The 18,857-nt window shown below is 57.6% G+C and carries 15 protein-coding genes; 6 read left to right on the top strand and 9 right to left on the bottom strand.

Annotated features, from left to right (window positions below):
- Positions 1-15: 15 nt before the first annotated feature.
- From HZB34_04560 to HZB34_04545, 4 genes are all read right to left on the bottom strand, one after another.
- A complete protein-coding gene (locus HZB34_04560; protein ID MBI5315222.1) occupies positions 16-2,490 on the bottom strand; it encodes a glycogen/starch/alpha-glucan phosphorylase in 2,475 nt (824 codons plus the stop codon).
- 655 nt (positions 2,491-3,145) lie between these two features.
- A complete protein-coding gene (locus tag HZB34_04555; GenBank protein ID MBI5315221.1) occupies positions 3,146-5,554 on the bottom strand; it encodes a phosphoketolase family protein in 2,409 nt (802 codons plus the stop codon).
- 40 nt (positions 5,555-5,594) lie between these two features.
- Positions 5,595-6,821, bottom strand: a complete 1,227-nt coding sequence (locus HZB34_04550; protein ID MBI5315220.1) for an acetate kinase — start codon at positions 6,819-6,821, stop codon at positions 5,595-5,597.
- A 38-nt stretch (positions 6,822-6,859) separates the two neighbouring features.
- Positions 6,860-7,927: a fructose-bisphosphate aldolase class I gene (locus HZB34_04545; protein MBI5315219.1), complete on the bottom strand. Its 1,068-nt coding sequence runs from the start codon at positions 7,925-7,927 to the stop codon at positions 6,860-6,862.
- Between the two features lie 490 nt (positions 7,928-8,417).
- Between HZB34_04545 and atpG the strand changes: the two genes are divergently transcribed.
- The 4 genes from atpG to HZB34_04525 all read left to right on the top strand — a co-directional run bounded on the left by atpG (position 8,418) and on the right by HZB34_04525 (position 12,296).
- Positions 8,418-9,284 carry an ATP synthase F1 subunit gamma gene (gene atpG / locus HZB34_04540; GenBank protein ID MBI5315218.1) on the top strand — a complete coding sequence of 289 codons (867 nt, stop codon included), beginning with the start codon at positions 8,418-8,420 and terminating at the stop codon, positions 9,282-9,284.
- Positions 9,285-9,441: 157 nt separating this feature from the next.
- Complete coding sequence (locus HZB34_04535) at positions 9,442-10,545, top strand: hypothetical protein (protein MBI5315217.1); 1,104 nt, start codon at positions 9,442-9,444, stop codon at positions 10,543-10,545.
- Between the two features lie 299 nt (positions 10,546-10,844).
- Positions 10,845-11,867, top strand: a complete 1,023-nt coding sequence (locus HZB34_04530) for a hypothetical protein (protein MBI5315216.1) — start codon at positions 10,845-10,847, stop codon at positions 11,865-11,867.
- Positions 11,868-12,056: 189 nt separating this feature from the next.
- Positions 12,057-12,296, top strand: coding sequence for an antitoxin (locus HZB34_04525; protein MBI5315215.1), 240 nt, complete (start codon positions 12,057-12,059; stop codon positions 12,294-12,296).
- A gap of 240 nt (positions 12,297-12,536) precedes the next feature.
- On the opposite strand, the gene HZB34_04520 is transcribed toward HZB34_04525, so the two are convergent.
- From HZB34_04520 to HZB34_04500, 5 genes are all read right to left on the bottom strand, one after another.
- The gene (locus tag HZB34_04520; protein MBI5315214.1) at positions 12,537-13,802 is read right to left on the bottom strand and encodes a cation:proton antiporter; all 1,266 of its coding nucleotides are present in this window, start codon (positions 13,800-13,802) and stop codon (positions 12,537-12,539) included.
- Between the two features lie 245 nt (positions 13,803-14,047).
- Positions 14,048-14,842 carry a DUF4239 domain-containing protein gene (locus HZB34_04515; GenBank protein ID MBI5315213.1) on the bottom strand — a complete coding sequence of 265 codons (795 nt, stop codon included), beginning with the start codon at positions 14,840-14,842 and terminating at the stop codon, positions 14,048-14,050.
- 435 nt (positions 14,843-15,277) lie between these two features.
- Positions 15,278-15,565 carry an XRE family transcriptional regulator gene (locus tag HZB34_04510; protein MBI5315212.1) on the bottom strand — a complete coding sequence of 96 codons (288 nt, stop codon included), beginning with the start codon at positions 15,563-15,565 and terminating at the stop codon, positions 15,278-15,280.
- The gene (locus tag HZB34_04505) at positions 15,562-15,888 is read right to left on the bottom strand and encodes a type II toxin-antitoxin system RelE/ParE family toxin (protein MBI5315211.1); all 327 of its coding nucleotides are present in this window, start codon (positions 15,886-15,888) and stop codon (positions 15,562-15,564) included. Before HZB34_04505 ends, HZB34_04510 begins: the two co-directional genes overlap by 4 nt.
- Positions 15,889-15,977: 89 nt before the next feature.
- A complete protein-coding gene (locus HZB34_04500) occupies positions 15,978-16,172 on the bottom strand; it encodes a hypothetical protein (protein ID MBI5315210.1) in 195 nt (64 codons plus the stop codon).
- A 210-nt stretch (positions 16,173-16,382) separates the two neighbouring features.
- On the opposite strand from HZB34_04500, the gene HZB34_04495 reads away from it, so the two are divergent.
- Entirely contained in the window at positions 16,383-17,915 is a 1,533-nt protein-coding gene (locus HZB34_04495) for an alginate export family protein (protein MBI5315209.1), read from the top strand.
- 214 nt (positions 17,916-18,129) lie between these two features.
- Positions 18,130-18,837: a hypothetical protein gene (locus tag HZB34_04490; protein MBI5315208.1), complete on the top strand. Its 708-nt coding sequence runs from the start codon at positions 18,130-18,132 to the stop codon at positions 18,835-18,837.
- Positions 18,838-18,857: the final 20 nt, after the last annotated feature.

Genomic DNA, 18,857 nt, shown 5'->3' with positions numbered 1-18,857 from the left:
CACGTTGTAGCGACACTACGGAATCGGACAGGGCTTCACATTCCAAATATCTTTTGCATACTCGGCGATGGTGCGGTCGCTGGAGAACTTCCCTGAGCCGGCGATATTCAGGATCACTTTGCGTACCCATCCATCCGAATCGTCGTACAGGTCGCACAACTTCCGGTCGGCCCTGAGATAGGCCGTGAGGTCCGCCAGGTGCATATAATGGTCCCCACCCGTCAGCAACGTGTGCCGCAGCGGTTCGAAGACGCCCGGTTCATACTGGCTGAAGTAGCCGGAAAAGATCAGGTCCAGCGCCGCACGGGTCTCCGCCTCGTTGTCATAATGCCATCTCGGGCTATAAAAGCCCCTGCTGCCGGCCACCTGGTCCGCCGTGAGACCGAACATGAAGAAGTGGTCCTCGCCCACTTCTTCTGCCATTTCTATGGTCGCGCCGTCGCGTGTCCCCAGCGTCAAGGCTCCGTTCATCATAAACTTCATGTTGCTCGTGCCGCTGGCCTCGTAGCCGGCCGTCGAAATCTGGTTGGAGACATCAGTAGCCGGAATCAGCCGCTCGGCAAGAGACACGCAGTATTCCGGCAGGAACACAACCTTGAGTCGTCCGCGAACGATCGGATCTCCGTCGATGGTGCCGGCCAGATTATTGATGAACTTGATGATGATCTTGGCCAAGTGGTAGGCCGGCGCCGCCTTGCCGGCAAAGAAAAATGTCCGCGGAGCCATCTTGAGGTTCGGATTCTCCCGCAGCCGGTTGTACAGCACGACGATGCGCAGCGCGTTGAGCAGTTGCCGCTTGTATTCATGGATGCGTTTCACCTGGCAATCGAAGATGCTGTCAGGATCGACGATCTGCCCGGTTGTCGTCTTGAGCCACTGAGCAAACTGTGATTTCGCCTCGCGCTTTGCCTTGCGGACCGCATCGCGAAAGCCCTTGTCGCTAGACAGTTTTTTGAGCTTGTTCAGTTTGCTCAGATCAGTAATCCATCCGTCTCCGATGGCATCGGTGATGGCGCGCGAAAGCGCGGGGTTCGCCAGGAGCAACCAGCGCCGCGGCGTCACGCCGTTGGTCTTGTTGTTAAACCGCTCCGGAAACATCTCGGCCAGATCCTTGACCGTCATCGTGCGCAGCAATTCTGAGTGAATAGCGGCCACACCGTTCGTGCTATGCGTTCCGACGATGGCGAGGTTGGCCATACGGACTTTCCGCGTCGCTCCCTCCTCGATGAGACTCACGCCGGCGAGACGGCCTTCGTCGCCACCGAAGCGAACGCGCGCCTGGTCAAGATGCCGGCGGTTGATCTCGTAGATAATTTCCAAATGACGCGGCAACAAGAGCTTGAACCATTCGAGCGGCCATTTTTCCAATGCTTCGGGCAGCAGTGTGTGGTTGGTATAGGCGAGCGATCGTTGCGTCAGATCCCAAGCCTGGTCCCAACTGAGATGTGCGTCGTCCAACAGAATCCGCATCAGTTCTGGGACGGCCATCGTCGGGTGCGTATCGTTCATCTGGATGGCGACTTTCCCGGGCAGAGCGTTCCAGTCGCGATTGCCGCGCCGGAAGCGCCGCACAAGGTCGCCCAGCGAGCAGGCGACGAGGAAATACTCCTGCAAGAACCGCAACCCCTGGCCTCGCATTGTGGAGTCGTCGGGATAGAGCACCCGCGTCAGCGACTCGGCCGCGAGCGTTCCGGCCAACGCGGCTACGAAATCCCCGCTGCTGAATCGCTGGAAGTCGAAGTAATCCGGTACCGTCGCAGCCCAGAGCCGGAGTGTATTGATGGTCTTTCCACCATACCCGACGACGGGACGGTCGAACGGGATGCCGATGAGGCTGGACGGCCGCCCGGGAATCAAGCGCAACACCCCGTCGTGCAGCTCGAACGAGCAGTTCACTTTCACTTCAACCGATTCTTCGAGCCGTGCCACTTCCCAGGGATCGGGACGACGCAACCAGTTATCCGGCTGTTCGCACTGCCAGCCATCCTTGATCGTTTGCTTGAAGATTCCGTACTCGTAACGGAGTCCATAGCCCATCCCGGGAATCTGCATCGTCGCCATCGAATCAATGAAACAAGCCGCCAGCCTGCCGAGCCCTCCGTTCCCCAATCCTGCATCCGGCTCCACCTCGAGCAGCGCCAATGGATCGACACCCCTCATTTCCATGGCCTCAAATGCCAATGGTCCGAGCATCGTATTGGTGACATTGTTGGCGAGCGACCGCCCCAGCAGGAACTCCATCGACAGGTAATACACCCGCTTGGGATTCTTCTGCTCGTAGGTCTTTTCTGTCTTCAGCCAGCGTTGTGACACGATGTCGCGGACTGCATGGGCCGCCGCCTCAAACTGTTCGCGCGGATCCGCCTTCTTGGGATCGATCACATGGTCGAAGATCAGATGCCGTTCATAGAGCGCATCCTTCGTGCCGGTAAACTGGATAGGGCCACATCCATATTGTTCAAGAAGTTCGTTCTGACGGTTCTTTTCCATAACACCTCCCATAGGTTTGTCTGGTCTGTTTGGTTTATTTAGTTTGTTTGGTTTGTCTCGTTTTTCGGTTGAACGAAACTAACCAGATGAACCAAATCAACCAGATCAACCAGCTAGACCAGATGAACCAAACAAACCAACAAAACTTTTCCGCAGCCGCCTAGCAGTCTGCGGCAAACTCGGTTTATACACAATATACTGCTGGAATCCTCCATGTTGGCGCCGATGGCAACAAAGCCGCAGGATGCTCAAAAGTCCAGACTTCTCACCCGCCCAACCCTGGCGGCTTCTTCACCCGCCCGCCCTGAGTCTGCCAAGACAGCCTCTTCGCCCAGGGACGCGTCTTGACTCAGGCCAGGCTGCAGCGAGCACCTAACGATAGCTTCTCCAAGCTTGCTCGTCGCAGTTCCCCCAGAATGGCCCGACTGAGCCCTCCCCTGCGCGCGTCCTTTCAATTCCCCCAGTATCTTTTCAAGGGTAGCCTGGTCGATCCTCGATTGCGCGCGTCGAACGAGCACATCCTTATCGTGCGCGTTCCGCGAGCAGGAGGACGACCAGACTACCCTTTCCACCTTTCTGAGACCGCGCGTTGCGCGAGCACAGAGGGCTCATCGGGTCATTCCCCCCCCCGCTGGCGGTCTTTTTCAGCATACTGTTAGACGTTGTCCCCCTCCGTCGTTGTCCTCCGCCTCGTTGCCGCTTTCACCTTACCCCATTGCCAGTCGGTGATCTCCGGCATATCCTCGCCGTATTTGGCGATGTATTCTTTGTGCTCGAACAGCTTATCGCGAATCGCCTGCTTGGCATAGGCGGCGCGTGACCCGAGTTGCGGTAACCGATCGATCACATCGGCGACGAGGTGAAACCGGTCAAGATCGTTCATCACCACCATGTCGAACGGGGTGCTCGTCGTGCCTTCTTCCTTGTAGCCGCGTACGTGCAGGTTCTTGTGGTTCGTCCGCCGGTAGGTGAGCCGGTGGATGAGCCAGGGGTAGCCGTGGAAGGCGAACACGATTGGCTTGTCCTTGGTGAACAGCGCATCGAAGTCCTGATCGGACATGCCGTGCGGGTGCTCGCTCTGCGGCTGCAATTTCATCAAATTCACGACGTTGACGACGCGGATCTTCAGCGCCGGGAGATGCTGGCGAAACAGATCCACGGCGGCCAGAGTCTCCAGCGTCGGCACGTCTCCGCAACAGGCCATGACGACATCCGGCTCTCCTCCTTTGTCGTTGCTGGCCCATTCCCAGATTCCGATGCCAGCCGTGCAGTGTCTGATCGCCTGGTCCATCGTCAACCATTGCGGAGCAGGCTGCTTGCCCGCGACGATGACGTTCACATAATTACGGCTGCGCAGACAATGATCGGTGACCGACAGCAGCGTGTTGGCATCCGGCGGCAGGTAGACACGGACGACCTCCGCTTTCTTGTTCACAACGTGATCGATGAAACCGGGATCTTGATGGCTGAATCCATTATGATCCTGCCGCCAGACATGGGAGGACAGCAGATAATTGAGCGAGGCGATCGGCCGGCGCCAGGGAATCTCATGGCAGACCTTCAGCCACTTGGCATGCTGATTGAACATCGAGTCGATGATGTGAATGAATGCCTCGTAGCAGGAAAAAAACCCGTGCCGGCCGCTCAAGAGATACCCTTCCAGCCACCCCTGGCACTGGTGTTCACTGAGCATTTCCATCACGCGGCCGTCAGGGGCCAAATGGTCATCGTAGGGATAGCGATCCGCCATCCAGGTGCGATTGGTGATCTCCATCGCATCCTGCCAGCGGTTTGAGTTGTTCTCGTCCGGACTGAACAGACGGAAATTGCGGCTCTCCATATTCAGCTTCATCGTGTCGGCCAGGAACTTTCCCATGAGGCGGGTGGATTCGGCTGTGATGGCGCCGGGTGTCGTCACCTTGACGGCATAGTTGCGGAAGTCCGGAAGACGCAGGTCCCGGAGCAGCAGGCCGCCGTTGGCATGCGGATTGGCGCTCATGCGGCGCGCGCCCTTCGGCGGCAGATCAGCGAGTTCGGGCTTCAGCCGGCCGGTTTTATCGAACAGCTCCTCCGGATTGTAGCTCTTCATCCACTTTTCGAGAATTTTCACATGCCCGGGCTTTTCGTGCATTTCACCCATCGGCACCTGGTGGCTGCGCCAGTAGTCCTCGGTCCGTTTACCGTCGATTTCCTTCGGGCAGGTCCACCCTTTGGGCGAACGGAGGATGATCATCGGCCAGCGCGGCCGCTCCTTCACACCCTTCGTCCGCGCCTGGGTCTGGATGCTGCGGATTTGCTCCATACAGGTGTCGATGGTGGCAGCCATGAGCTGGTGCATCTTCTCCGGATCACTGCCCTCGACAAAATGGGGCGTGTAGCCGTAGCCGCGGAAGAGCTGATCCAATTCTTCGTGGCTGATACGAGCCAGCACGCAAGGATTGGCGATCTTGTACCCGTTCAGGTGCAGGATCGGCAGCACGGCTCCGTCGGTCGCCGGATTGAGGAACTTGTTGGAGTGCCAGGAGGTCGCCAATGGTCCGGTTTCCGCCTCGCCGTCGCCGACGACGCAGGCGACGATCAGGTCGGGATTGTCATACGCAGCCCCGTACGCGTGAGAGACCGCATACCCCAATTCGCCGCCTTCGTGTATTGAGCCGGGGGTCTCGGGCGCCACGTGGCTGGGAATGCCTCCGGGGAACGAGAACTGCTTGAACAGCCGCTGCATGCCCTCTTCGTCCTGTGCGATGTTCGGATAGACCTCCGAGTAGGTGCCTTCCATGTAGGTATTGGCGACGATGCCGGGACCGCCATGGCCCGGACCGATAATGTAGATCATGCTGAGGTCGCGTGCCTTGATCGCTCGATTCAGATGGGCATAGATGAAATTCAGGCCCGGGGTGGTGCCCCAGTGACCCAGCAGCCTCGCCTTCACATGTTCCTTGCTCAGCGGCTTCTTCAGCAGCGGGTTATCGTGCAGATAGATCTGTCCCACCGAGAGATAGTTCGCCGCCCTCCAGTAGGCATCGATCAATTTCAGTTCCTTCTGCGATAACGGATTGTCCATGACCTCTCCTTTCCCTCTGTTATAGCCGGCTCTGTTGACTTTATGACTGTCCGCCTCGCACGCACTGAACCGTCTCCCTGGCGATCCAGGTTTCTTCGTCCGCCGCGACCACGTAGGCCGCCAACCGCGATCCATCCGCACTGATTTTCGCTGCGCGACCGGGCGCAAGCCCGACCGCCGCTTGATTGAAGTCTGGATCGAGCCTCAAGCCGCACCATTCCATCTTCTTGCAAATCCGGTCCCGAATCTCCGGTGCGTTTTCTCCAATTCCCCCTCCGAAGACGACGGCATCGGCGCCGCCTAACACGGCAAGGTAGGAACCGAGATACTTGCGCGCCCGATAGCAGAACAGATCAATGGCGAACTCCGCTCGTTTGTCCTGTTCCTGCCCGACCGCGCGGAGCAACTCCCGCATGTCGTTTGACCGGCCTGAGAGCCCCAGGAGGCCCGATCGCTCGTTGAGCCACCGCTCGACTTCAGCTGCTTCGACCTTCTCCCGGTCGGACAAATAGCCGACAATGGAGGCATCCACATCGCCCGAGCGTGTCCCCATCACCAACCCCTCCAGCGGGGTGAACCCCATCGAGGTTTCGACCGACCGGCCTTGTGCAATCGCGGCGACGGAGCAGCCATTGCCCAACTGCAGGGTGATCAGACGCACCTCCTCCAAGGGAATCCCCGTAACCGTCGCGTACCCATCCGCAAGCGAAGCGTGCGCAATCCCATGAAAACCATAGCGACGGATTCGATGCCGCTCGGCCAGGTCAACAGGAAGCGCATACCGCCTGGCGACTTCCGGCATGGTCCGGTGAAAGGCCGTGTCGAACACGGCCACCATCGGTAACGTCGGGCCAAAAGCCGCCCGCGCTCCGCGGATCCCTGCGAGGCACGAGGGATTGTGCAGGGGCGCCAACTCGGACAGCGCGTCGATTCCGGCCTCGACCTGCTCAGTAACCATTGTGGACCTCACGTACTGATCTCCTCCGTGCACCACCCGATGCCCGACCGCTTCAACCTTACCCAGAGAGCCGGCGAGACGATCGAGCAGAACACGCAACGCATGCGCATGGTCCCGAATCTCCAACGTCGTCGTCGAACGGTCTGCAGCCTGCCCCGTCACCTCAAAGCTTGCGACGCCTCCAATGCCCTTCACGGCGCCCTGGAGCAACGCCGGCCTGGTTGTCAGTCCGCCCCCCGGTTCTTCGACCACTTCCACGAGGCGAAATTTGACCGACGAACTCCCGCTGTTGATCACCAGAACCTGCATATCAATGCTGACGCCTTGCGGCCCGTGCCCGGAAGATATCAGTCATCGTGCCAGTCCGGGCGATGCGCCGGCGCATTTGCACCGGCCGGTTCGCGCTCCAGCTTGTCGGTATAGCGGCCCAATGCCGCCTCGCTGTTGCACTTGGCCCGATGATGGAAGGCCTGTTGGGCCGCCTTCAAGTTTTCCTTTTTCCCGTGCCAGGCTTCCAATGCCACGTCCTGCAAGGCGCGACCGTATGAAAAACTGATCGACCAGGGTTTCGGTCCGTCCAGGCGATTGATGGCATCGAGATGCGCGGTCGCCGTCACGCTCGGCTGCCCGCCGGACAGGAACACGATGCCGGGAACCGCCGCCGGCACATGGCGGCGCAAGCAGCGCAACGTGGCCGTTGCGACCTCCTGCACGGAAGCCTGCCTGGGGCACACTTTTCCGGCGATCACCATGCTGGGTTTCAAGAGCATACCTTCCAGCCTGACGCACTGCTCGAAGAGCGCGTCGAAGACCGTATGGAGCACGGAACTCGTGACCTCGTCACAGCGTTCAATGGTGTGAGCCCCGTCCATCAGAACCTCCGGCTCCACGATCGGCACGATGCCTTGTTCCTGGCACAAGGCGGCATACCGGGCCAGCGCATGGGCGTTGACGTTCACACACATCGGGCTGGGTAGGGTGTCGGTGATGCGAATGACTGCTCGCCACTTGGCGAATCGTGCGCCCATGGCCGCGTATTCCTTCAGACGGTCCCGGAGCCCATCGAGCCCTTCAGTCATTTTTTCCTCCGGTGAACCGGTAAGCTCCTTTGCGCCGGTATCTACTTTGATCCCCGGAATAATCCCCTGCTTGGACAACACCTCGGCCAACGGTACCCCTGCCGCATTCTTCTGGCGGATGGTCTCGTCATACATAATGACGCCGCTGATAAAAGCGGCAGCGCCCGGCGTCGTAAAAAACATTTCGCGATAGGTGCGGCGGCTGTCCTCGGTGGAGGTAATTTTTAAGGCGTCGAACCGCTTGGTGATCGTGGAAACCGTTTCATCTGCTGCCAGAATACCCTTGCCGTCGGCGACCAGCTCTCTTGCCGTCTGTTCCAGCTCTTGTCGTCCCATCTGGATGCCCCCCAATATCTGGATTCGTTACTCCCTAATCCCCCCCGACCCAGTCTCTCTTATTTCCGGCAGATCCATCCGAAATAACTGAATGGGGAATAATGTATCCAGCACCCCAAATAGAAGCAACGGTAAATTCCTGGTAAATTCTTCGTCCTGCTCAGCGCATTGAGCAATAGCCTTGCCGTAAATACGTAGCGGGATTGAGTGCCCTCTTTTGCTCAGAAAGGTTAACTTCCCCAGCAGTTTAAAGGGGGGGGGCTTCAGATGGAAGAAGGTCCGTGGGGAGAAGTGCCACAAAGTCGCAAGGGGAGTTGTCCCAATTCTCCTCACCCGGGAAAGACTAATTTCTAATGAACATCGCATCAGATCCGGATGACGGAATCCGGCAACCTTGACGCACATTGACTGCCGATGGTAGCCTGCTGCCCCAGTTGGCGCTGAGTCATAGTGCAGGGCCCGCTTCGATGGACAGGGAGATTTAGCCGATATGCCGAGCCTTCAATCCGTGAAACGGAAAATCAATTCCGTCAAGAAAACCCAGAAAATCACGAAAGCCATGAAAATGGTGGCGGCGGCGAAGCTGAAACGTGCGCAACAGCGCATTCTGGCGTTTCGCCCTTATGGATTACGGATGCGCCAAGCAATCACGGATCTGAGTGTCCGGACAAATCGAACAGCGCACCCGCTCCTCCAGAAACGCCCGGTCAAGAACATTCGAGTATCAGTCGTGACAAGCGACCGCGGGTTGTGCGGTGCCTTCAATGCCAACATTTTTCGCAAGGCCTTCCAGGTTATCGAGGAATGCGAGGCGCGGGGCGCAAAAGTGAGCGTTGGAGTGGTCGGCAAAAAAGGAGGCGACTTTTTTCGACGTCGCCATTGGCCGATCCACGATCCCTTCATCAATATCTTTGAGCGACTGAGCTTTGAACATGCCATCGAGATCGGCACGGCCGGGACTGAAGCCTACCGGACCGAGGTGTTTGATGAAATCCATGTCGTCTACAACGAATTTAAATCGGCCGTCCAGCAACGAGTCATCGTCGAAAAATTGCTCCCGATCGAGCCTTTCGAGGACACCGGAGCGGCTCCTACGGGAGGCGCCTTTCTGTTCGAACCAGACGAGGAAGAGTTGCTTGCCGTGCTGCTTCCCAAGTGGGCCCAGGCCCAGATCTACCGAATCCTATTGGAGTCATCGGCTGCTGAACAGGCAGCGCGTATGTCGGCCATGGACGGCGCCACGCGGAACGCCGGTGAGCTGATCAAATCGTTGACGGTCTACTACAACAAGACCAGGCAAGCGGCAATCACCAAGGAACTGATGGACATTGTGGGTGGCGCGGAAGCTTTGAAATAGTCTGGTCTGTTTGGTTTGTTTGGTTTATCTGGTTTCTGTCGCTCTTCGAACCAAACCAACCAGATAAACTAAACAAACCAAATAAACCAAATAGACAAGGCTGGCTGGTCGACCTTGTGAACACCCGATAAATGTCGAAACCTTGAGGAGCAGACCTATGGACCAACGCATGACCGTCACCCATTCCCCTTCCCTTAATCTCCACCACTGGTTGACGACCCGCCGAATCGTCACCTGCGCCGCCCTCAGCCTCTGGGTCGGCCTGACGTTCAACGGACCCATCCTTGAGGCAGCAACCCTCCCGACGGTCGATGAAGTCCTGAAAGAATTGCATCTAGCGGACAGCGACAGGGAAAGCATCATGCAGGGCAAGATCGTCGATTGGACGGCCAGTGAAGGATCGGATCGGGAACTGGCGCTCGGCATGGCCTTCCTGGTGAAGACCAAACCAGAGGACCTGGCCGAGATGTATCGGCAGGCCCTTGTGCTGAAAGAAGTCTCGGTAATCACGGCAAACGGCAAGCTCACGGCGGAAGGCACCATGGCGGAATTGGCCGGGGTAAAGTTGCAACCGAATGGGGATAAGGAAGCCAAGCGCTATCTGAACGTGGAGCCGGGCAGCGAACTGAATCTGGACGCGAAGGAGATGGCGGCGTTCCAAGCGCTGAAGGCAGGAGGCGATGCGGACGCCGTGCCTGTAGAAAAAGTCGAGGTCCTTATCCGCCAGGGATTGCTCGCCCGCTACCAGGCCTATCGGAGCAAGGGGCTCCCAGGCATCGCGCCCTACGAGCGTGGCCACGGACAACAGCGGCTGGCAGGCGATGAGCTACTCCTGTCTACCAAAGAATTGACCGGCGTGGCCAAGCATCTCCCGGCCTTCCATAAATTCTTGCTCAACTATCCACAGGGCCTGGCTCAGGATGAGGCCAAGAACCTGGAGGAATTCTTCTACTGGCTCAACATCAACGTGTTTGGCCGCCCGATGTTCGTCCTGGTTCACCGCATGCTGTACCATGTGGGCGATGCCGCACTCGCCATCGAGCGTCACTACTACACGAGCCACGACTACAACAGCATGCTGCAAGGCATCGCTGCGCTTCCGACCAAGGACGGCACCTTCTTGATTTACATCGGCCGGGTCTCGACCGACCAAGTCGGGGGGTTCGGGAGTTCCGCGCTACATCCCGTCTCGCGAGCGATCACCGCGCCCTATATCAAGGACATGTTCCGGGAAGTTCAGACCAAAGCGGGGAAGCGGTAGCAGGACGCTGAAGAAGTCTGCCAGCCCATCTTGTTCATTTAGTCTGTTCGGTCTGTCTGGTTTGACTCGTTTATTTGGTGTAAACCAGACTAACAGCGTACTCTCTGCAGTACGTTGAGCCTCTGAGCGCCGCGACCTGCCTGCGCGAAGCGCTTCGGCGGAGGCAGGGAACGCCGCTGGCGGACTTTGTCAACAGCCTGCTAACTAGACAAACCAGACCAATCGGAAAGACCAGACGAACCAGACAAACCATCGTAGGGTTTCCTCAGTCTGGCAAGCGACGGGACGCTTCGCTGTCGATGGATGACCGAAGAAAATTGCACCGGGAATACCAGGCAGCGCGCAGGGATGTGAACGCGGGCTTCTTGCTCATTGCACTCGTGACTCTTTCGCTCACTGTGACAGGAGGCGGTACGACGCCGGCAGCCGCCGCAGCATCTGAAAGTAGCGAAGAAACCAAACCTGACGCAGAATCAAAAGAGGGTAAACGCCGCCCGCTGCAAACACTGCTGCAGGGCGCCACTCCCGAAGAGCACGAACGGCTCGAGGCAGAACGAAAGCGTATCTCGGCGGCCGCCAAGGCCTTCGGCACAGACCCCACCGCCATCAACGGCTACTATGAACTGAGCTACGCGAACAGCACGTTCTCCAACAGTAATTTGCGCTTCAACAGCGTGAACGCCGAGGTTCGTGTGCCCGTCACACCCAACTGGATCGTGCGGGCAACCCTGCCCTATGTGTGGGCCGACCTGGACCAAACCCGCGGATTCACGACACACGGCGCAAGCGACATGACGGTCCGCACCGCTAACCGACTCTATGCCAGCCCGAATGTGGCTCTGTTGATCGGCACAGATGTCGTGTTTCCGACAGGCTCGAACGATCGGCTGAGCACAGGGAAATATACCTTTGGGCCGGCAGGCGCGGTGGCGATCCCGTTACCCAGGGCGCGCTCGTTGTTCCTTACAATTGTCCAGGACTTCAGCTCTGTCGGGGGCGATCCCAGCCGTCGCGACATCCACTTCATGAAAACCGTGGCAGCCGTCAACACCATCTGGTCCGAGCGATGGTGGACCTTGGCGTCCATGGCTTACTATGTGGATTGGAACAATAACAACAAGACCACGATGAACCTGCTGGGCGAGGTCGGTCACCGGTTTGATAACCATTGGAACGTGTTTGTCGGGTCCGGCGCGGGAGTGGCGGGAAAGGAGTCGCCCTTCGGGATAGACTGGCAGGTGCTAGCCGGCGTACGGTGGGTGTTTCAGACCCCGCTCTTTTCCGAAAAACTCGTGGAAGAGCTCCCGATAGAAGGACGCTAGCCTGCATCCGAAGATCGCTATTTTATTTATTTGGTCTGTTTGGTTTGTCTCGTTTATGCTGCTTCCGAGTGTCTTACCCGCATGCGTCACCGGTACCCTTGACATTATGTCTTGAGAGCATAATGCTTGAAAAGCATCAAGCCATCGAGGCTTGATATCTGATGCCACATAATTTAGCATCACCGCATCATGCCGCGAACCACTGTTGACATTGACCCGCCTGTTCTCAGGGAGATTAAGTCTCTCCAGAAGAAGGAGCATCGCGCACTGGGACAAATTATTTCCCAGCTCTTGTCCGAAGCTCTTGCAAGACGGAGGACCACGCGGAAAGCGCCATCTTTCAAATGGACATCACGATCGATGCGGGCCTTCGTCGATCTGACGGATAAGGAAACGCACTACGCTATTCTCGATGAGAAAAAGACGTGAGCTACTCCATAGACCCGCCCCAACGCGACCGCAGAGTCGCTAGGGAGGGCAGCTGACGCCTTCTAGCATGGCGGGAACTCCTTGAAGGTCACGAGGAACTAGCCGACCGCTCTGCCCATGCCCCCTGCCGGTCGAGTCGCATAACTGAAGTGTCAGCGAATGAGCAACGACCTACCAGGCGAATGCGCCGGCACCGAGCGACGCTCTCCCACGCTCCAAGCTTACCAATTGAAATTCTCCTCATCGTGCCGTTTCAAGGGGCAGCTCTGCCGCGAGAGACGACTCCCTCCGGTGAATCGCATTGCTGAAACGCCCGGTCAGGATCGGCCCGAAGGTGGCGGTCAGCATCACCAGCACGAAGATGCCGCTCACCACGGTCTTGTCGATCAGGGGTTCGCCGGCGGAATTAATGGTCCTGTGGGCAACGACAGTGGCGGCAATGGTGGCGGCGACCTGGGGCAAAGTCAGCGACCACATGTTGAGACGATCGAGGACGGAATAGCCAGACAGCCAGCCCACGCTCCAAGCGGCCAGAAATTTTGCGCCGAACAGGGCGAGCACCAGTCCTGCCGAGAACAGCGGGTTGTCCCACAGCATGCGCAGAGTTTCGCCGGCGTTGATCCTCATGCCGATCATGAAGAAGAAGGCCGGGATGAAGAGAGTATTGCCGATCACCTCGATATGCTCGCGCGCCTTCGTGCCTTGCAACGAACGGCTGGCTGCGACGCCGGCGAGGAAGGCGCCGACGATCGGCTCCAGATGAATCACTTGGGCCAGTAGCGAACATACGGTGATGATGAGCAGCAGCGCGAGCAACTGCATGTCGTGGTTGGCCGAATACTTGCTCATCACATAACTGGCGATGCGGCTGACCACGAAGAGGACGATTGCGGCATAGGCCACGACTTCGATGATCTCCAGCGCCAGGGTGGCTTTGTCGAAACCGGTGTGGTGGATCTGCACGCAGACCGCGAGGATCAGTAGCGCGACAATGTCCGTGAAGATGGTCCCGCTGATGGTCACCAACACCGGTTCGCGGCCGGCCAGACCGAGCTTTTGCAGAATCGGGAAACCGAGCAGAGTGTGCGAAGCGATGAGCGAGCCGATCAGGATGGCGGCGTTGAGTTCATACCCCATGAGATAGCCCAAGCCGGCCCCGGCCGAGAGCGGCAAGAGCAATGTCGCCAGGCCGAAAGTGATGGCACGTCCGCCCACCCGCTTAAAGACGGCGAGATCGATTTCCAGGCCGGCATAGAACAGAACCAAGAGCACCCCCACCTCTGAGAAGGCGGTCAATAACACCGGATTGTCGGGCCAGATGTCGATGCCGCTCGGCCCTCCGAGCAGTCCCACCAGGATCAAGCCCACCATGCCAGGAATCTTCAATCGCTCGCTGATGCCTGGAACTAACAGGAAGACGGTGAACCCGATCATGAAACGCACTAATAACGGCAGATGGGTAATGGTTGTCTTGGTCAGCGCGAATAAGTCTGTAATATTGTCCATATCAACAGTTCCAGGCGGAAAATGTCGGGAATGTGCTGCCGGCACCATAGAAAGTGGTGCAACAGCTCCCCAACTTCACGTACAGTCGATGCGGGATTCACATACTCGATTAATACAGTTTTAGCAATGGCAAACCCCGTATCCAAATTCATCGTGCAACACAGCATTCGAGGAGGGAGCCGGTGAGCACCCTGGTGTTGTATCCGCCCTGTTCCGTTTCTTATGGCTCCTGAGAATCCAGCGGCTTACTTCATCCCGGCCAGGAGATCGATGAGCGCCTGGTCGGCAAAATCGAGCTGAATGAAACCGAACCGCGGGTAGTCGAGATCGAAGATCACATAAATGGTGAGCGTCACAACGATAGCGAACGTGAATACGTGGAGCCTGATGTTGCGTGAATTGGTGTAAGCCAACACATACCCGGCCAGCAAGGAACAGACCAGCCCGAGAATCAGAAGGATGGCAAAAATTAATATGGGGGTGTGAGTCCGCGCCGCAATGGCGCGAGTAGTGGTCACGTCGATCATCTGGTTCAGCGCCGGAACCATGACGATCGTCGCCTGCGGCGGCGACTCTTTCAATCCAGCGAGAGCCCCGGTCCAAATCTCATTCTGCAACGTCATGCCAACCGCTGCCCGCGCGTTAGAGGCCCCGATGTCGGGCAACAGCCTATAGACCGCGATGCGCGCTTCGGTATACTGGCGAAACTTCTCCCGCAGCGCCGGTTGCGACGCAGCCGGCAGGAGATCGAGCCGTAAATAGGCCGTGCCGATGGCATTCGCTTCCTCCACGACCAACTCCCGGCGCAGCTCATATCGGGCAGCGGCGCCCGAGAACGTGAACGCAATCATCAAACCCATGAGGCCGAAGATGGCGGTTTCGACTCCTGTCAGTCGCGAGCGAACGACATCCGTCTCCTGTCCGAGGCTTCGCTTTCCCCATCGCTGCCCGATTGTCAGCATCAGGAGCATGCCGGCAAAGAGACCCAGGATCAGTAAGAATGCGATGGCGTTATAACTCAGACCAGACTCACCAGCCATGTCTCCCTCCTCACCCGATCAGAACAGGCAGTGACACTCGCTCAATCAGCTCACTCTGGTTTGTCTGGTTTATTTGGCTTATTTGGTTTGTTTAGTTGATCTGGGTCATTTGATGTATCCGGTTAGTCTGGTCCAACCAAATAAACAAGACAAACCAAATAAACGAGATAGACCAGCTAGACCAATCAGACCAGACAGACCACACCGGAAGTGAACAGGGCGCTCAAGGTAGCACAGCCCGTGCAGGCAGGAAAGAGTCTTATCGGCTGAAAGAGACGCACGCGCACGAGCGGCATATAGGAGGAATCTAGCCCGTGCCGAAGTGGCGAGCTGTTGATCGGAGCTCACGGCCTCAGCTCAAAGCTTCAATCTTTTTAACGTACACGATTTCTGGTCCACCGAGCCGCCAATATCCACGCCCATGCCGGCAGCTGGCTATGCTACTTCTAACTCCACGTGCACGCGCCGGCCAAGCGCCGTGGCGATATTCACCAAAGCATCCAGTGAGAACCGCGACACCCTCCCGCGCAACAGGTCATTGATGCGCGGCTGGGTGACGCCGCAATGGGCTGCAGCGTCAGCCTGCTTCCAGTCCTTGGCCTTGATGATAGCCGCGATCTGCTGCATCAGTTCGGCCCGCGCCTGAAGATTGGCTGCCTGCTCTGGGGTGTCGGCAATCGCATCCCACACACTGCTGAAAATCTTGGTTTTGCTCTTGGTCATCGGGCACCTCTCATCAGTTCGGCGAATCGCTTTTTAGCAAGCTCGATGTCGCGCTTGGCCGTCGTCTGCGTTTTCTTCTGGAACGCGTGCAGCACGAAGACTGCATCGGCCCGCCTGGCCGTGTAGACCACGCGGTATGTGCCGGTGTCGTCACACGTCCGGATTTCTTCGACACCCTTGCCGATGGAAGGCATCGGCTTGAAATCGTCCGGCTGTTCTCCGCGTTGTACCTTATCCAATTGGTAGCCGGCATCGTGCCTGGCATCCTCGGGGAACTCCCGCAAGCACGTGAGCGAGTCCCCAAGGAATCGTAGAAGCTTCATGACTTTAATATACTGGATTGGATATACGTACGCAAATTGAAATCGCGCGAGAAGGAGAACGCGGTGACAGGCCCCACCTGCTCCTTAGCCTAGCCCGCATTATTCACGAGCGCTTCTGCTGCAATCGCCGATGCCTGACTCAAGCGAGAGGGGCGGGACGAGCGAGATGGGCGCGACTCGAAGTTCGGGATACGGGATGCGGGATGCGCGGTTCCGGAAACCTCGAACTTCGGCCCTTGATCCGTCGTCCGTCGCGCCAGTCCCGACAATTCAACATTCAACATTTACCATTCAACATTCCCAATGCGTCTCCCCCTCACCCGACCGGACCGGGTAGTGATACTCGCTCGATCAACGTCGACAGTCAGAGCAAACACAACGCGCCGGATGTCCGCTTTTTCTGAACAGGTTCGCTGCGCCAGGCATTGCTCAGTAGCAACCGGTCTGCTAGTCTCCCCGCTCCGCTCTGGCCACTCCTTAAACGTATGACAGTCTTGACGACACGCGTGGAATTGAACGCCGCTGCGCTGGGTGCCCTGTTACTTATTGCCGTTCATCTCGGTGCGCAACCAGCCTGGGCAGGTGAAACGCAGGCAGCCGTGTCGTCACCGGAGGAACAACGAACTGATCGTCCATCCGAGCGGCGTCTCGGACCGCTCGCGCGTCGATTTCAGGAGATTATCTTCTCGGACGATCTCCGACTCAACGTCCCGCAGTCTCCGCTCCATCTTGATCAGATGCTCCATGTCCCTGAATGGCTACACCTGGGTCTCGACTTTCGTACACGCTACGAAGCCTACAGCCAGCCGGTCAAGAAGAACGAAACGACCGGAGGCGCGCAGTTCTCTGAACGTACGGACGTGAACCTTGAGGCCCGCTACAAGCCGTTCAAGTTTCATCTGGAATTCCTCGACGCCCGCCCGCTCTACAACTACGGCCTCACGGTCAGCAGCCGGATGGAGAATCAGAACGATGTGCTCCAGCTCTACGGCAGCGTGGGGACAGACAATTTTCTCGAATCGGGCCTGCCGGCCGAGCTGCAGATCGGTAAGTTTACTCAAGCCTTTGGAAAGAGCCGGCTCATCGCCAGGAGCAACTACAGCAACGTCCCCTTTTCGTTTGTGGGCGCTCACTGGACGTTGGGACCACGCAAAGATTGGGAAGTCCGCGCATTTGTCATGCGCCCAGTCCAGAATCATCAGACGTCGCCGGACACCGTCCCCTCGAATACTCTGTTTAGCGGCATGTCCTATCTGGACCAGCGCATGCCCTGGCTCCATACCGAACTGTACGTCTATTACATATCGCAGAACGAGCAGGTACGGGGCACCACCGGCATCAATCAGGACCAGAGCACCCAAGGCCAACTGGCGGACCTCTATACCCCAGGCTTCCGGCTCTTCAAGCCGGAAGCCAAGGCCACCTTTGACTACGAAATCGAATCCTCCTACCAGTTCGGCCGATCGGCACTCAAGCCCGGCAGCCCTCTATTGACCACATTCGCGTACTTTCAGCATGCGGAGATCGGATATACGTTCGCGCTCCCCTGGACACCGTCGATCCGTTTCAAATACGACTACGCCAGCGGCGACAATGATCCTCACGACAATCAGAATGGGCGCTTCAATCCGCTCTTCGGCACACAAAACTTCCCCTTCACGTATACAGGGATTTGGTCGCTATTCAAACGAGCCAATATCAGCTCCCCCGGCTATGTCGCTTCCGTAGAGCCGCTGAAGGACCTCCATGTCATTTTCAAACAACGGTTCTGGTGGCTGGCCCAGGCTAGAGACGAATTTGTCGGAACCGGTTTGCAGGACCAGACCGGACAAGCCGGCAAGTATGTCGGGTCAGAACTCGACCTGCGCCTGGCCTGGACGGTCAGCCCCAATATGGTGGTTGAAGGAGGATGGCTGTATTTGATGAAAGGGAGCTATTACTCCAATCTCTTGAAGCAAGGCATCGCAGGCGCTCCCAACGACAAAAATACGGACTATGTATTCTTGTCGTTGCGGCTCTTTTTCTGAACCCCGTCGCCCACACGAACCGGACATCTGGCTCCAATCGCGCTCTGTTCATGACCGAGGAGCAATTGGGCCCGAGTATTCTTTCATTGACAGTACCTGGGCCCCGCGATAGGTTTCACACCTCCACCGGCCGGAATCCTAGAATGCCCTTTGAATAGGGCCCAAGGGAACTGAGTGCGATAGGCAGGCAGACGCAATGAATTGGGAGACACGCATGGCCAGTGAGTTTCCTGAGGCGATTCCACAGGACCGGTTCGTCGCCCAATCCTATGAGGCACTATTGAGACAAGGGTTTCGGCCGGAGAATACGATCGCATTCGCATGTGTCTGCCGCGACGAAATCACCTGGCCCCTGGTAGAAGATATTGAGAGAACCTGGGGAGAAGCGTTCTTGTTTTCCGGTCTCGCTGGACTACCCATTTTGGGCAAGACCGGGTTCTTGGCCGCCCAGCATCATGCCCCTGTCGATGAAAGCGGCCTAGAGCGATATGTGTATTACGCCCTGCCCCATATTGCAATCGGGCCTGAGGGGGAATTCGGCGTTTATTTCCGTCCAGGTCGTCAGCAAGCCTCCCATGCCTGTGGGGCATTGATAGCGTTTCAACATGAACTCGAAAGCCGGTCTCTCCATTTGGTGCCCGATCCTGATGACATAGAGCAGAGCGTTCTCAAGCGACATCTGTTGGGCAAGCTCCGGTATGGCGATGTCCCGGATTTACTCTCTTTGACCAGGATCGTTCATGGGGTCATCCTCGAAGAAGTCGAGCGGATGATTCACCTGACGGTCGATCCCACGCGAAGCAATTATGGAGTGTTCACTGGGATTCAGATCCACGTCCCGGAAGGCCGACACTTCGTGTGGCCGGGAACAGCCTATGTAGTGATGGGCGGGAAACAGCTGAGCTTATCCGACGTGAAGTGATCGTGATGCGGCCCTTGATG

It is taken from the genome of Nitrospirota bacterium, assembly GCA_016219645.1.
In the GTDB taxonomy this organism is placed as follows: domain Bacteria; phylum Nitrospirota; class Nitrospiria; order Nitrospirales; family Nitrospiraceae; genus Palsa-1315.
The sequence above is the reverse complement of the archived record's forward strand: the minus strand, read 5'-3'. Positions and strand labels throughout refer to the sequence as shown.